General features: G+C 67.3%; 13 protein-coding genes. 10 read left to right on the top strand and 3 right to left on the bottom strand.

The window, feature by feature from the left end; all coding sequences use genetic code 11:
- Positions 1-15: 15 nt before the first annotated feature.
- Positions 16-1,461, bottom strand: a complete 1,446-nt coding sequence (locus C1M51_RS06450; RefSeq protein ID WP_129448744.1) for an efflux transporter outer membrane subunit — start codon at positions 1,459-1,461, stop codon at positions 16-18.
- 194 nt (positions 1,462-1,655) lie between these two features.
- On the opposite strand from C1M51_RS06450, the gene C1M51_RS06445 reads away from it, so the two are divergent.
- Genes C1M51_RS06445 through C1M51_RS06435 form a run of 3 tightly spaced genes read left to right on the top strand, consistent with a single transcriptional unit; the run spans position 1,656 to position 4,583 of the window.
- Positions 1,656-2,498 (top strand): MipA/OmpV family protein, encoded by an 843-nt coding sequence (locus tag C1M51_RS06445; RefSeq protein WP_242499989.1) that lies wholly within the window; start codon positions 1,656-1,658, stop codon positions 2,496-2,498.
- The gene (locus tag C1M51_RS06440) at positions 2,498-3,184 is read left to right on the top strand and encodes a response regulator transcription factor (RefSeq protein WP_129448743.1); all 687 of its coding nucleotides are present in this window, start codon (positions 2,498-2,500) and stop codon (positions 3,182-3,184) included. Before C1M51_RS06445 ends, C1M51_RS06440 begins: the two co-directional genes overlap by 1 nt.
- Complete coding sequence (locus C1M51_RS06435) at positions 3,153-4,583, top strand: ATP-binding protein (protein WP_129448742.1); 1,431 nt, start codon at positions 3,153-3,155, stop codon at positions 4,581-4,583. The genes C1M51_RS06440 and C1M51_RS06435 overlap by 32 nt, the downstream gene beginning before the upstream one ends.
- A gap of 3 nt (positions 4,584-4,586) precedes the next feature.
- Here the strand turns inward: C1M51_RS06435 and C1M51_RS06430 are convergent, their stop codons facing one another.
- Positions 4,587-5,561, bottom strand: coding sequence for an aspartyl/asparaginyl beta-hydroxylase domain-containing protein (locus C1M51_RS06430; RefSeq protein WP_129448741.1), 975 nt, complete (start codon positions 5,559-5,561; stop codon positions 4,587-4,589).
- 154 nt (positions 5,562-5,715) lie between these two features.
- Between C1M51_RS06430 and C1M51_RS06425 the strand changes: the two genes are divergently transcribed.
- Positions 5,716-6,615, top strand: a complete 900-nt coding sequence (locus C1M51_RS06425) for a LysR family transcriptional regulator (RefSeq protein WP_129448740.1) — start codon at positions 5,716-5,718, stop codon at positions 6,613-6,615.
- 6 nt (positions 6,616-6,621) lie between these two features.
- On the opposite strand, the gene C1M51_RS06420 is transcribed toward C1M51_RS06425, so the two are convergent.
- A complete protein-coding gene (locus C1M51_RS06420; RefSeq protein ID WP_129448739.1) occupies positions 6,622-7,275 on the bottom strand; it encodes a pyridoxamine 5'-phosphate oxidase family protein in 654 nt (217 codons plus the stop codon).
- A 97-nt stretch (positions 7,276-7,372) separates the two neighbouring features.
- Between C1M51_RS06420 and C1M51_RS06415 the strand changes: the two genes are divergently transcribed.
- The 6 genes from C1M51_RS06415 (at position 7,373) to C1M51_RS06390 (ending at position 12,375) form a co-directional block, all read left to right on the top strand.
- The gene (locus tag C1M51_RS06415; RefSeq protein ID WP_165349652.1) at positions 7,373-7,681 is read left to right on the top strand and encodes a hypothetical protein; all 309 of its coding nucleotides are present in this window, start codon (positions 7,373-7,375) and stop codon (positions 7,679-7,681) included.
- Positions 7,682-8,161: 480 nt separating this feature from the next.
- On the top strand, positions 8,162-8,662 hold the full coding sequence (locus C1M51_RS06410; RefSeq protein ID WP_165349651.1) for a VOC family protein: 501 nt from the start codon (positions 8,162-8,164) through the stop codon (positions 8,660-8,662).
- Positions 8,659-9,036, top strand: a complete 378-nt coding sequence (locus C1M51_RS06405; protein ID WP_129448736.1) for a cytochrome c family protein — start codon at positions 8,659-8,661, stop codon at positions 9,034-9,036. The genes C1M51_RS06410 and C1M51_RS06405 overlap by 4 nt, the downstream gene beginning before the upstream one ends.
- 27 nt (positions 9,037-9,063) lie before the next feature.
- A complete protein-coding gene (locus C1M51_RS06400; protein ID WP_129448735.1) occupies positions 9,064-9,960 on the top strand; it encodes a helix-turn-helix domain-containing protein in 897 nt (298 codons plus the stop codon).
- A 74-nt stretch (positions 9,961-10,034) separates the two neighbouring features.
- A complete protein-coding gene (locus C1M51_RS06395) occupies positions 10,035-10,847 on the top strand; it encodes a hypothetical protein (RefSeq protein ID WP_129448734.1) in 813 nt (270 codons plus the stop codon).
- Positions 10,848-10,899: 52 nt separating this feature from the next.
- Positions 10,900-12,375: an MFS transporter gene (locus C1M51_RS06390; protein WP_129448733.1), complete on the top strand. Its 1,476-nt coding sequence runs from the start codon at positions 10,900-10,902 to the stop codon at positions 12,373-12,375.
- Positions 12,376-12,511 lie beyond the last annotated feature (136 nt).

Genomic DNA, 12,511 nt, shown 5'->3' with positions numbered 1-12,511 from the left:
GATCCGTAGGGGGTGTCATGGCGTGCGCTCGTCGGCCGTGGTCGTCGTCGGGCCCCACCCGCCGCCGATGGCGCGGTAGGTGTCGACCCAGGCGATGACGGACTCGCGCTGCTGCTCGATCAGTGCGCTGCGCGCGCCGACCAGGCTGCGGCGGGCATCCTCGAGCTCGAACAGGCTGGCCAGCCCGCCGCGGTAGCGCGCCTCGGTGGCCTGGTACGAACGTTCGTAGCCGGCCACGGCGGTGCGCGCGTCCTCGCCGCGCGCGGTGGCACTGTGCAGCGTGACCAGGGCGGTCTCCACCTCGCGGACTGCCGTGCGCAGGCGCGCGGCGTAGACCACGCGCGCCGACGCGTAGCGCGCCCTCGCGGCCTTGGCGTTGGCGCGGCGCACGCCGGCGTCGAAGAGCGGCAGCGTGACGGCGATGGGGCCGATGCTCCACGCGTTGCCGTCGGTGCTGACGCCGCCACTGCGCAGCCGCGCTGCGGCGATGCTGCCGCTGAGCGAGATGCGCGGCCAGCGTTGCGCCTCGGCCTGGTCGGCGTCGGCACTGGCTGCGACGAGCTCGCGGCCGGCCGTGGCGATGTCGGGCCGCTGGGCCAGCGCCACGGCCGGCACCGCGGCGACGTTCAGCGCGACGGGTTGCGGAAGCAGCGCGGTCACCGCGACGAGTTCGCGGCGCAACGCAATTTCATCGACGGCGGTGAGCGCGACCAGGGACTTGACCGCGATGTCGCACTGAGCGCGCTGCTGGGTGAGGGCCGCATTGCCCTGGGCCGTGCTGGCGCGTGCCAGGTCGGCGGCTGCAGGCGCCTGGAAGCCGGCGTTCGCGGCCAGCGTGGTGAGGCGCGAGGTCTCGGCGCGCGAGCGGACGTCCAGAGCCGTCTGCACCAGCTGCGCCTCGCAGGCGCGCAGGCCCACGTAGGTGGAGGCCACCTCGGCGGCGACCGCGACGCGCGCCTCGTGCCAGCCGGCGCGGCTGGACTCCAGGCGTGCCTGCGCGGCCCGCGCGCCGGCGCGATGCGCACCGAACAAGTCGAGTTCCCAGCTGGCCTGCAGCCCGACCGACGAAGTCGTGGCGACGGGTTCGCCCGGCGTGGCCCGGCCTCGGCTCGCGCTGGCGACGGCGTCCAGCGTCGGCAACCCTGCGGCGCCGGCCGCGGTGCGGGCCGCACGCGCGTCGGCGATGCGCGCGCCGGCCTGCGCCAGCGTGGCGCTGACCTGCTGGCCGGCCTCGACGAGGCGCAGCAGCAGGGGATCGTCGAACTGCGCCCACCAGCGGCTCAGGTCGGCCAGGTCGCCGCCGTGGGCCATGTCCTGCGGCAAGGGCGCGTGCCACTGCGCGGGCACGGGGGCAGCAGCGCTGCCCGGTGTCGTGTCCGGCGACGTGGTCGCGCAGCCGGCAAGCAAGAGCAGCACTGCGAAGCAAGGCGCGCTGTGTCGGCGGCCCACGGTGAGAGTCATCGGTTCTGGCGAGGCGTCCCCATCGCTGGCGATCGCTGCTCGGTTGCACGGCCACGCACGGCCGCTGGCATCGTCGTGCGGCCTGTCTTTCCATCTCCTTTCCGAACGACCGCGCCTGCACGTCGATAGGAAAGTGCGCGGTAAGAGTCGGCCGGAAATGATCCCGGCTCCTCAACGACTTCCCAGAGCAAGCCATGTCACTTCCTCACCTGACGAGCCGGCGCACCTCGACTTCGACTTCGATGCGGCGCGCGGCGAGCCTGTCCGCACTGGCCGTCGTGCTGGGCGCTGCGGTCTCGACCGTCGCGGCCCAGCCTGCCGGACGCGGAGGCCCCGGGGACGAGGAGGGCAGCTCCTGGGGTCTGGGTCTGGCCGTGATCAACTCGCAGTCGCCGTACAGGGGCGTGGACCGCGAGACCAAGGCACTGCCGATGATCCGCTTCGAGAACGAGTACGTGAAGGTGGGCGGTCCGGGCCTGGAGATCAAGCTGCCCGGCCTCGATCTGCGCGACGCCGGACGCGTCAAGTTCGGCCTGGTGGGCAAGATGGAGTTCGCGGGCTACGAGGCCAGCGACTCGCCCTTCCTCGCCGGCATGGCGGAACGCAAGAGCGGCTTCTGGGGCGGGGCCAAGGCCGAGTGGGACAACGAGGTGGCCGAAGTCAGCCTGCAGTGGATCGCGGACGCTTCCGGCCACAGCAAAGGCCAGCGCTTCAGCCTGGGTTTGGAGAAGAACTGGCACTTCGGCAACCGGCTGATGCTGGTGCCGCACCTCACGGCCCATTGGCTGGACAGGAAGTACGTGGACTACTACTACGGCGTCCGGGCTGCCGAGGCCACGGCCGGGCGTGCGGCCTACGCGGGCAAGTCGGGGGTGGACGTGGAGCTCGGCCTGCGCACCATGTACCTGTTCGACCGCCACCATTCTTTGATGCTCGACGTTTCCGCGACGCGCCTCGCGAGCAGCATCAAGGACAGCCCGCTCGTGGACCGCTCCAGCTCGAACCGCGTGATGCTGGGTTATCTGTACAGTTTCTGATGAGCCGGATCCTGCTGGTCGAAGACCATGAGCGACTTGCGCACCTGGTGAGCAACGGGCTGACCGCGGCCGGCATCGCCGTCGATTGCGTGCAGCGCGTCGATGCCGCCTGGTCGGCCCTGCACCAGGTGCCCTACGGCGCGATGGTCCTCGATCGCGGGCTGCCCGACGGCGACGGACTGGCCCTGCTGAAGCGGCTGCGGGACTTCCAGCTGAGCATTCCCTGCCTGGTGCTGACGGCACGCGACGCGCTGAACGACCGGGTCGAAGGCCTGGACGCCGGTGCCGACGACTACCTGCCCAAGCCCTTCGCGATGGACGAGCTGGTGGCACGCGTGCGCGCGCTGCTGCGCCGTCCGGTCGAGTGCCTGCCGCTCACGCCGGGGTACGGCGACCTGCAGCTGCGGCCCGCCGACGGCATGCTCCACTGCGGCGAGGAGCGCGTGTCGCTGGCGGCGTCGGAGATGCAGATCATGCTGCTGCTGGCCCGCAAGGGCGGCGACACGGTGCGCCGCTCGGCGCTGGAGGCCGCGGCCTGGGGCCTGAGCGAGGCGGTCACGCCCAATGCCCTGGACGTGGCCCTGCACCGCATTCGCCGCAAGCTGCGCGCCGTGGGCTCGCGGCAGACGATCGTCAACGTGAGAGGCCTCGGCTATGCGCTTCGTGAAGATGGGCTGGCTCAATAGCCTCAGCGTCAAGGTCTTGATCGCCTATGTGGTCGGCGCGGTGCTCAGCGTCGCCCTCATCGTGCTGACGGCGCTGGCGATCGTGCACACGCAGGGCGACGTGCTGTCGGGGCTCGACGTTGCCGACGCCACCCGGGACATGGCCGAGGAGCTGCGTTTCGACAGCCGCGGCATCCCCGTCGGCATCGGCGACAACCGGCTCGACCGCAACTTCAGCTTCGACCTCCAGGAGGACTTCAATCTGGAGTGGATCTTCGAGAGCCTGAAGCAGGAGGGTGCGTACCGCGTGATGGACGCCTCGGGGAAGGTGATCCTGCACTCCGCCGCCGGCGCGAGCTTCTGGCCGGCCACGACGGTCGCGGGTCCACCGAAGGAGGGGCGCTTCGAGTTCGAGCGCGAAGGGGTCGCGATGCGCGGCGCCACCGCGGCCGTGGAGCGCAACGGCCAAATCTGGTACGTGCAGATGGCGATCAGCCGCCGCTTCATGCACCTCATGTACCAGGCCTTCGCGCTGCCGTTCACCGGGGCCGGCGTGACCTTGTTCATCCTGGTGCTGCTGCTCGTCTTCGGCCCCTGCGTCTACGTCGCGCTGAGGCTGGCGCTGAAGCCGGTGCGGCGGATCTCGGAGGCTGCGGCCGGGATCTCTCCGCGCTCGCTGCACGCACGACTGCCGACCCGCGCGGTGCCGAGCGAGATCACGCCGCTGGTGGACAGCTTCAACCGGGTGCTCGAGCGCCTGGAGCAGGGTTACCGCATCCAGCAGGAATTCCTGGCAACCGCGGCGCATGAACTCAAGACGCCGCTGGCGCTGGTGCGGGCGCAGATCGAGCTGAGTGCGCCGTCGCCCGAACGCGGCATGCTGCTGCGCGACGTCGAGCACATGAGCCGGCAGGTGCAGCAGCTGCTGCATCTGGCGGAGGCGAGCGAGGTGCAGAACTACCGCCCCACCGTGGTCGACGTGCATGAGGTGGTGCACGAGGCGGCCGGCTTCCTGCAGCGCATGGCAGACGCGGCCAGCGTGCGGCTGGAGCTGCCGGAGCCCGGCGCTGGCGTCCGCTGGACCGCCGACCGCGGCGCGCTGTTCACGCTGCTGAAGAACCTGCTGGAGAACGCCATCCAGCACACGCCTCCCGGGACGCTCGTGAGCGTGGACATCGAGGCCACGGCCCTGTCGGTGCGCGATTGGGGGCCGGGCGTTGCGCAGGACCAGCTGCCGAGGATCTTCACCCGCTTCTGGCGCGGCGCCCATCGTCGCGACGAGGGCGCGGGACTGGGCCTGGCCATCTGCCAGGAGATCGCCGTGGCCCACGGCTGGACGCTTCGCGCGCAGCGGGCCGAGCCGGGGCTGCGCATCGTGCTGTCGAGTGCCGACGCGGGGCCCGCCGAGGGGCAGCCCTGACGCTCAGGACAGGATCCACTCGACGGCGTTGAGGACGGCGAACACGACGGCCCCGAGCGCCCCCAGCAACGTGGTGTTGAGCGTGAGCTTCAAGGCCTTGTAGAGAGCGCGGTTCCGGTCGCGCAGGCGCAGCGCCCGCGCGCGCCAGGGCGCCACGCGGCGGAACAGCATGCTGAACAGCCCGCGCTCGTCCTCCGGCGTGTTGGGGACCACGGTGGTTCTGGCCAAGAGGCGGTAGGCGGCGTGGACGACGCGTCCGGGGGCGTTCATCGGCCGGTCCACGTCGCACAGCAGGATGATGCGTGGCACGTCGGTGTCGTTGCGCGCGGTGTGCGGGTAGGTTTCGTCGAACACGAAGTCCTCGCCGTCGTACCAGGGGCAGGGCTGGCCGTCGACCTCGATGCGGCAGCGCTCCGAGTTCGGCGTGGCCAGCGCCAGGTGGTAGCGGAACGAGCAGGCCATCGGGTCCGAGTGCAGCGACAGCTCGGCCCCCGGCGGCAGCACGGAGAACATGGCGCCGCGGATCGCCGGCACCTGGTCGAGCAAGGCCAGGGTCCGGGGGCATAGCCGCTGGGCGGACCGGTGGGTGCTGCCGTACCACTTCAGGTAGAACTTGCTCCAGCCGCGCTTGTAGAACGTGCGGAAGCCCACGTCGTGGTAGCCGGCCGAACCCGGGCTCCGGGCCGCGTCGAGCGCGCCGCTCGCGTGGAGTGCGAGCGCCTCGTCACGCAGGCTTGTCCAGTGGGCCCGGAGGACGCCGATGTTCTCCAGGTAGCTGGCGTCCAGGACCGGCCGGCGCGCCCACGGCTGGGTCGTCAGGTACATCAGGCAGTTCAAGGGGGCGAAGACCGGCCAGCTCTTGCGCGCGTACTGCGCGAAGCTGGCATAGCGAACCCTGCCGCGCCAGCGATAGACGTAGGCGATGGACGCGGCCGAGTAGGCTGCGATGAAGGCCGTGGCCAGCAGGCTGAGGTTCATGGCGAGCGGAGGCGGGGAGCCATGGCGGTGGTTGCAATGGACCGCGACTGTGGCGTTGCCGCGCTTTCCGGACACTTTCCGCGCGCCCGGTGCGCATCGCTTGCATGGAGAATCGCCGGGCCACCTCCGGCGGACTTTCCGAACGCGCAACGACATGGATCGCCTGCAGGCCATGACCACCTTCGTCGCTGTCGTCGACAGCGGCGGCTTCGCCAGTGCGGCGCGCAAGCTCAACCTGTCGCCGCCGGTCGTGACGCGCGCCGTGGCCGAGCTCGAGGAGCGGCTGGGCCTGCGGCTGCTGACGCGGACGACACGCGTCGTCCGCGTGACCGATGCCGGAGCGCGCTTCGCGGAGGACTGCCGCCGCATCCTGGCCGACATCGACGAGGCCGAGATCACCGCCACCGGCACCCACGCCACGCCACGGGGCACGCTCACGCTCACGGCGCCGGTGCTGTTCGGGCAGCTCTACGTGACGCCCATCCTCGTCAGCTACCTGCAGCGCTTTCCGGAAGTGGAGGCTCAGTGCCTGTTCCTCGACCGGGTCGTCAACGTCGTCGAGGAAGGGGTCGACGTCGCGGTGCGGATCGGCGAGCTGCCCGATTCATCGTTGCAGGCGGTTCGCGTGGGGCGCGTCAGCCGCGTGGCGGTGGCCGCCCCGGCCTACCTTCAGGCACATGGCGTGCCCCGGCGGCCGGAAGACCTGGCCGACCACACCCTCGTGTCCGCGGCCGGGGTGAACCCGGTGTCGGAATGGCGATTCAACAACGCGGGCAAGGTTCTCCTGCAGCGCGTGCAGCCCCGCATGCGCACGGTCACGAACGACTCCGCCATTGCGGCCACCCTGGCGGGTCTGGGCATCACGCGGCTGTTGAGCTACCAGGTCGCCGCGCATCTGCGCAGCGGTGCGCTGCAGGTCGTGCTCGAGGCCTACGAGTCGGCGCCGCTGCCGGTGCACGTCGTCCACCACGAGGGGCGGCGCGCGACACAGAAGGTGCGCGCTTTCGTCGACCTGGCCGTCGATCGGCTGCGCGGCGATCCGGCGTTGAACTGACGCGGTTCATGACGGCCGCGGCGGACCGGCCGCGGTGCCGCCGCCGGGTGCATCCAAGGCCGCGAGTCGGGCTTCCAGCGCGACGATGCGCTGGTCCCGTTCGTCGAGCGCGCGCTGCACGTCTTCCGCATCGAAGCGGACCGGGATGTGCTGCGGGCAGTTCCAGTCGTAGCCCTCGACGGTGATGACCATGGCGCGTTGCGGCCGCGCGCGATAGGCCGGGTCGATCAGGGCCTTGGCCAGCGCATCGTCGGGCGCCAGGTCCTTCACCGCCAGGCGACCGAGCAGCTTCAGGCGCACGCGGTGTGCGTAGTCCACCAGGATCAGCGAGACACGGTCGTTCACGGCCAGGTTGCCCACGCTGATGAGCTGCCGGTTGCCGGCGTAGTCGGCGAAGGCCAGCGTTCGGTCGTCCAGTGCCTTCAGGAAGCCTTTCGGGCCGCCTCGGTGCTGCACGTAGGGCCAACCGGCTTCGGACACGGTGGCCAGGTAGAAGCTGCGCTGCGCGGCAATGAACTCGAGCTCCGCCTCGCCCAGGCGATCATGGGACGCCGGGGCGTCGCCTTCGAAGCTGCGGGCATAGCCAGCCCGGCTGCCGTCGCGCTGCTGCGCGGCCTTGACGGACGGTGTGAAGGCGATGTCGGCAAACGCGTGGGACATGACAGGCTCCGTGAGGTGGCCGCGCGGCAAGGGCTGCGCGCGACCGTCACTGTGGCCGAATCGTCCTCACGGCGGAATCGCCGCAGGAGCCAAGTCAGTGTTTCGCGTCCTGAAAGAATGGGCCGCGCGCCGGCTGTGCGTGCGCTTCCCACTCGAACAGCACGTCCTGTGCGCCCTCCCACAGCACCTTGCGCCCCAGCGCCGCCAGCTGCGCCTGCCCTTCGACTACCAGGCCGCCACCTACCCGTTCCAGGACGAGGACATCTCCGTGCTGGACGCGCGAGGAGAGCCGCTGCCAGCTGTCGAAGGCGGTGTTCCCGCACGTGAAGCGCTTCTACGCGAACTACCTGGACGGCGAGCCGGCGCGGCAGCCGTTCTACGGGCCGTCGTCGCGGACTTGAGTTGAGGGTGGAAGTCTTGGCGAGCGGCCGGGGCTTCCTCGAACCGCTCTTGCCGTCCACCGTTAGTTTGGTAGCGGTGCAACGGCGGCTCACAGCTCGATTGCAGGCCCCGAAGGGGCTAAGCGCATCCAGCCGATTCCGTCAATTCGCAAGTCGTCTAGCCACGTGTGAAGTCGGATCGCTTCGCGTGCACGTCGTCGCACTCATTTCGCATCCAGGCGACATACTGAAACTGCGGTGACTTGCCAGAACTGCTGCGGATCTGGACTCGCGCCGTGTCGATCTCGGGTTATCCGCGATGGGGCCCCTGGGTGCGCCACCTAACCTGCTTTCACACCACTCTTGGTGCTGTCTCGACAGGAACCCACATGAAGACGCACGTACATCTTCTCCCGCTACTGGCAGGCTTGGTCCTCGCGTTCGGCGCCAACGCCGCGCCTGCCAACACTCAAAAACCCGCGGCGCCCAATTACAAGAGCACGACGATGCCCAACAACCCATGGGGCGTTTCGGTCATACGCGTCGGCCGCCCCACCGACAAGTTGGCCGAGAACAAGCGCTTCTACAGCGAGGGGGTCGGCTTCCCAGTCATCCAGTCCTTCGAGGAGCATCAGGGCTTCTCGGGCGTGATCCTCGGGGCCGGTGAAACGCTGGGTCTGCACCCGGAGGCACTGAACATCGAGTTCACCACCGAGACGAAAGGTAGCCCCGGTGAGGTCAAGAACGACGACACCAACTTGGTCTTCTACAGCCCCGACTGGAGCAAGATCGTCCAGATTGCGGATCGCCTGATCGCGCTGGGCTACAAGCCGGTCAAGGCCCACAACCCCTGGTGGGACAGCTACTGCAGCATCAGCTTCAAAGACCCGGACGGCTTTCGCTTCATCATGATCCCCAAGTGGGGCGATCTCGAGCCTGCCGAGTACAACAACTACCTCAAGGGCGACAACTGCGCGGCCACGCCGTATGCGAGGTACTACAAGTGACCACCTCTCGTGTGCTTGGTGTCGTGGTCTTGCTCGCTTGCACCTTGTCGACCACCGAAGGTTTCGCGCAGGCCTCGAAGAGCGACGGCACCCTGGGCCAGCGGGCTTACAAGGCCGTATGCATGGGCTGCCACAGCGTCGAACCTGGGGTGATGAAGACCGGCCCCTCGCTATTCGGCCTATCGGGACGCAAGGCGGGTTCAACGAGTGGCTCGGAAGCATTGCGCCAATCGGGTTTCGTGTGGGACCGAGATTCCTTGAATCGCTACCTCCATGATCCAGTGAAAGCCGTTCCCGGCACGACGATGGTCGTGAGAATGGAAGATGCGGAGGTTCGCGAAGCCCTCGTCGACTACCTGCTGACCTTGAAGTAGCAACCGGGGCACTTGCTGGAGGGCACCATGGGCGACATGACTGCAAGCCTTGGCTCAAGGCCAACGGGGCTCGAGCTCTACTCCACCGGGCCCTACAGCGGATTTGTTGAACGCAGCCGATCGTTCGGTCGTTCAGCGCCCTACCTTGTTCTTGCCAAGCAACCAGCCGGCGCTTACCCCCACTTGGCGACTCCCGAATTGTGGATCGGCGTTCAAGTTGCGGGACGAGGGAACGCGACCTTCGAACTCGGTGGCGCCCGGCGTTCGTCGTGCATCGAACCGGGCGACATTCTGCTCCGCCAGCCTGGTGTGGAGTCCTACTACGAGTTCGACCATACGCACACGTTCTTGTTGATGAGCATCCCGCTCACGCCCGAATTTTTGAGTTTCGGTGAGAACGCTGGCGTACCAGGCCTGTGCTTCGGGGCCCTGCACGACCGCAAGATTGCCGACTCGTTCGTTTCGGCGGTTGTGCGCCAGCTGTGGTTTGAGATGCAGACCGAGTCCGTGGAGCCGTTGCAGTACCTGTCGGCCTCGGCTCGCTACTTGATCATGGAGCTGACGGCCCTGATGCACCGATCGAGCCAGAAAAGGCTGGGCGGACTGGCGGGACACAAACGCAAGAAGGTGCTCGAGTACATCCACTTCAACTTGGACCAGCGCATCTCGGTTCAAGATCTGGCGACGCTGTCGAGCTTGAGTGAGTTTCACTTCTCGAGAGCTTTCAAGCAGACGTTCGGAGTGACACCGCATCGTTACCTGGTCGTTCAGCGGATAGAGAAAGCCAAGGATCTGCTGACCGCCTCGTCACTTTCCCTCAGCGAGATCGCCGGCTTGGTCGGCTACGGACGACCCGAAACGCTTCATCGGGCCTTCCGCGCCGAGGGCCTTCCGCCACCGCAGAAGTTTCGCAAGCTGCGCTAACCCCTGATCGTTCTGATCGAGTTTTTGCCGTCAACCCGGCAGGGCGGAGCCTTGCCGAAATTCTGGAGATTCCCATGAAGTCCATGTTCAACCGAGGCGGTGCGTGGGTGATCGCCGCCGCGCTGTGTCCGTATCAGGCAATCGCTGCGGACTGGTCGAGCTTCGACATGCAGTACCTCTACAGCACTCGCTTCAAGGAGCCTTTCAACGATCGCCGGGTGACAAAGCGCATCGTCACCGCCGAGTACACCAACGCCTATGCGCTCGGCAGCAACTACGCCTACGTCGATATCGCCAAGTCCAGCCGCGACGAGTTGGGCGCAGTGTCTGGTGAACGCGAGGCTCCTCTCGACTTCTTCGCCGAGTGGTACCACACCTTGAGCGCTTCCAAGCTGCTTAACACGCCTGCCACGCTTGGGCCGATCAAGGATGTCGGGCTGCTTGCCGGCCTGGTCGCCGGAGCGAAGTCAAGCGAGTTCCGTCCGGAGACTCGCGCCTATGTGCTCGGTGTCGAGGCGGCCTTGTCTGCGGTGACCGGGGGCTTCCAGACCTTGTCGCTATCCCTTTACGACGACCACAGCGCCAATGCCTTTGGCAATGTGGATTCCAGGCGAACCTACAGGCTGGCGCATTGCTTCGGCGCGCCGTTTTCGATCGGACAGTTACAGGGGAAGCTGGAAGGCTTCTGGAAGCTGATCGGCCCAACGTTCAACGGCGGGAAAACACAGTTCCTCGCGCAACCGCAGGTGATGATCGATGCGTCACCCTGGGTCAACGCCAAGCCCGCGACGCTCTTTCTCGGCGTGGAATACCAGTACTACCGCAACAAGTACGGCACCGACACGAAGGAGAGTCACCCGCAGCTTCTTGTCAAGTGGTATCTGTAGCCCGCGATCCGCAACCTCAGGTGGACGACACAGCGACCAACCTGCACAGCCCATGAACTCTTTCGATCGAGATCGAGCCACTTGGTCCGACCTCTTGGGAGGTCGGAACGCGGTGCGCTCGATCGCACTTGCCGGTGGCGTGGCACTTCACGCCATCAACGTCTACATCGCGACGACGATTCTTCCCTCGGTCGTCGCGGACATTGGAGGACTGGACTACTACGCATGGAACACCACGCTGTTCGTCGTGGCATCGATCGTCGGATCGGCGCTCGCTGCGCGGGCCATCGAATGGGTGGGCCCGAGAGCCGTCTACATGTCCGCTGGCCTTGTGTTCGCAGCCGGTACGCTGCTCTGTGCGACCGCCCCTGCCATGTCGTCGATGCTCGCCGGTCGCCTCATCCAAGGCTTTGGCGGCGGTCTGCTGTTCGCACTGTCCTATGCCTTGATCCGGCTCGTGTTTGCCGAGGCCCTATGGCCCAGGGCGATGGCGCTTGTTTCAGGCATGTGGGGCGTGGCCACGCTGATAGGGCCGGCGGTCGGTGGCATCTTCGCGCAGGTGGGAGCTTGGCGTTATGCGTTCTGGTCACTCTTGCCCGCGACCGGTGTCTTCATCGTGCTGGCGCTGCTGGTCCTACCCAAGCGAGGGGACCGCTCGAGCTTTGATACGGGCGTGCCAATGAAGCAGCTTGCATTGCTGAGTGCCGCGGTGCTGGCCCTTTCGATCAGCAGCATTCGGCCTGCTCTGGCTTGGAATCTCGTCGGCATCGTCACCGCCCTGTCTCTGACGGCGCTTTTCGTAGTGGTCGAGCGCAAGGCCAATTGTCGTCTGCTGCCGCGGCAGGCCTTTGAGCCGAGTGCTCCGCTGGCGGCGCTATACCTAAGCCTGGGGCTTCTCGCGGTCGCGGTGACAGCAAGCGAGATATTCGTACCTCTGTTCCTCCAGGTGCTGCACGGCCAGACGCCGCTCATCGCCGGCTACCTTGCAGCGCTGATGGCCGGCGGCTGGACGGTCGCGTCCGTCGCAAGTGCAGGAGCTACAGGTCGTCGGGTAAGGCGCTCGATCGGCGTGTCCCCTGTGCTTGCAGGGATCGGCATGGTGGCGCTCGCAGCGCTGGTCCCGTTGCGCACCAGTGGAAGTTGGACCAGCCTGGCTCCGATGGGTCTCGCTCTCTTCGTCGTGGGCTTCGGCGTCGGATTGGCCTGGCCCCACCTCTTGACTCGTGTTCTCCAAGTCGCACCGGCCCAAGAGCAGGCGCTGGCGTCGTCGTCGATCACCACGGTCCAGCTTTTTGCCACAGCGAGCGGAGCAGCCCTCGCCGGCGTGGTAGCAAACCTTTCCGGATTGACCGAAGCGAACGGATCCATCGGGACCTCACGGGCCGCGTTCTGGCTTTTCGCGGCTTTCGCCGCTGCTCCGATGATGGCAATCGTTACGTGTGCGCGAGTCGCACGGGACATGCGTCGTCGGAGGCCGGACGTCGCATCGTCAGGCATCGCGCTCGATGTTAATGATCGTTCGCTCTGAAGCCAGCTGCCATGCGTGTGACTGGCATGCAGCGGTTGCTGTCTCTCACCTGCCAAGCCGCAACTTACGCTTCTGGTTGCCAAGCGGTCTTCGGTCAGCCCAGCGCGTCTCTGGGCTTTCGCCGGCTGAGTGGCGT

The organism is Methylibium sp. Pch-M, from assembly GCF_004136295.1.
Lineage (GTDB): Bacteria > Pseudomonadota > Gammaproteobacteria > Burkholderiales > Burkholderiaceae_C > Methylibium > Methylibium petroleiphilum.
Note: the sequence above shows the minus strand (reverse complement) of the source record. Positions and strands in the feature narration are given on the sequence as shown.

Excerpts from the sequence above, each read along its gene's own strand:
- C1M51_RS06440 (WP_129448743.1), top strand. The coding sequence starts at position 2,498 with ATGAGCCGGATCCTGCTGGTCGAAGACCATGAGCGACTTGCGCACCTG.
- C1M51_RS06420 (WP_129448739.1), bottom strand. The coding sequence starts at position 7,275 with ATGTCCCACGCGTTTGCCGACATCGCCTTCACACCGTCCGTCAAGGCC.
- C1M51_RS06435 (WP_129448742.1), top strand. The coding sequence starts at position 3,153 with ATGCGCTTCGTGAAGATGGGCTGGCTCAATAGCCTCAGCGTCAAGGTC.
- C1M51_RS06395 (WP_129448734.1), top strand. The coding sequence starts at position 10,035 with ATGAAGTCCATGTTCAACCGAGGCGGTGCGTGGGTGATCGCCGCCGCG.
- C1M51_RS06445 (WP_242499989.1), top strand. The coding sequence starts at position 1,656 with ATGTCACTTCCTCACCTGACGAGCCGGCGCACCTCGACTTCGACTTCG.
- C1M51_RS06425 (WP_129448740.1), top strand. The coding sequence starts at position 5,716 with ATGGATCGCCTGCAGGCCATGACCACCTTCGTCGCTGTCGTCGACAGC.
- C1M51_RS06430 (WP_129448741.1), bottom strand. The coding sequence starts at position 5,561 with ATGAACCTCAGCCTGCTGGCCACGGCCTTCATCGCAGCCTACTCGGCC.
- C1M51_RS06400 (WP_129448735.1), top strand. The coding sequence starts at position 9,064 with ATGGGCGACATGACTGCAAGCCTTGGCTCAAGGCCAACGGGGCTCGAG.
- C1M51_RS06390 (WP_129448733.1), top strand. The coding sequence starts at position 10,900 with ATGAACTCTTTCGATCGAGATCGAGCCACTTGGTCCGACCTCTTGGGA.
- C1M51_RS06450 (WP_129448744.1), bottom strand. The coding sequence starts at position 1,461 with ATGACTCTCACCGTGGGCCGCCGACACAGCGCGCCTTGCTTCGCAGTG.
- C1M51_RS06410 (WP_165349651.1), top strand. The coding sequence starts at position 8,162 with ATGCCCAACAACCCATGGGGCGTTTCGGTCATACGCGTCGGCCGCCCC.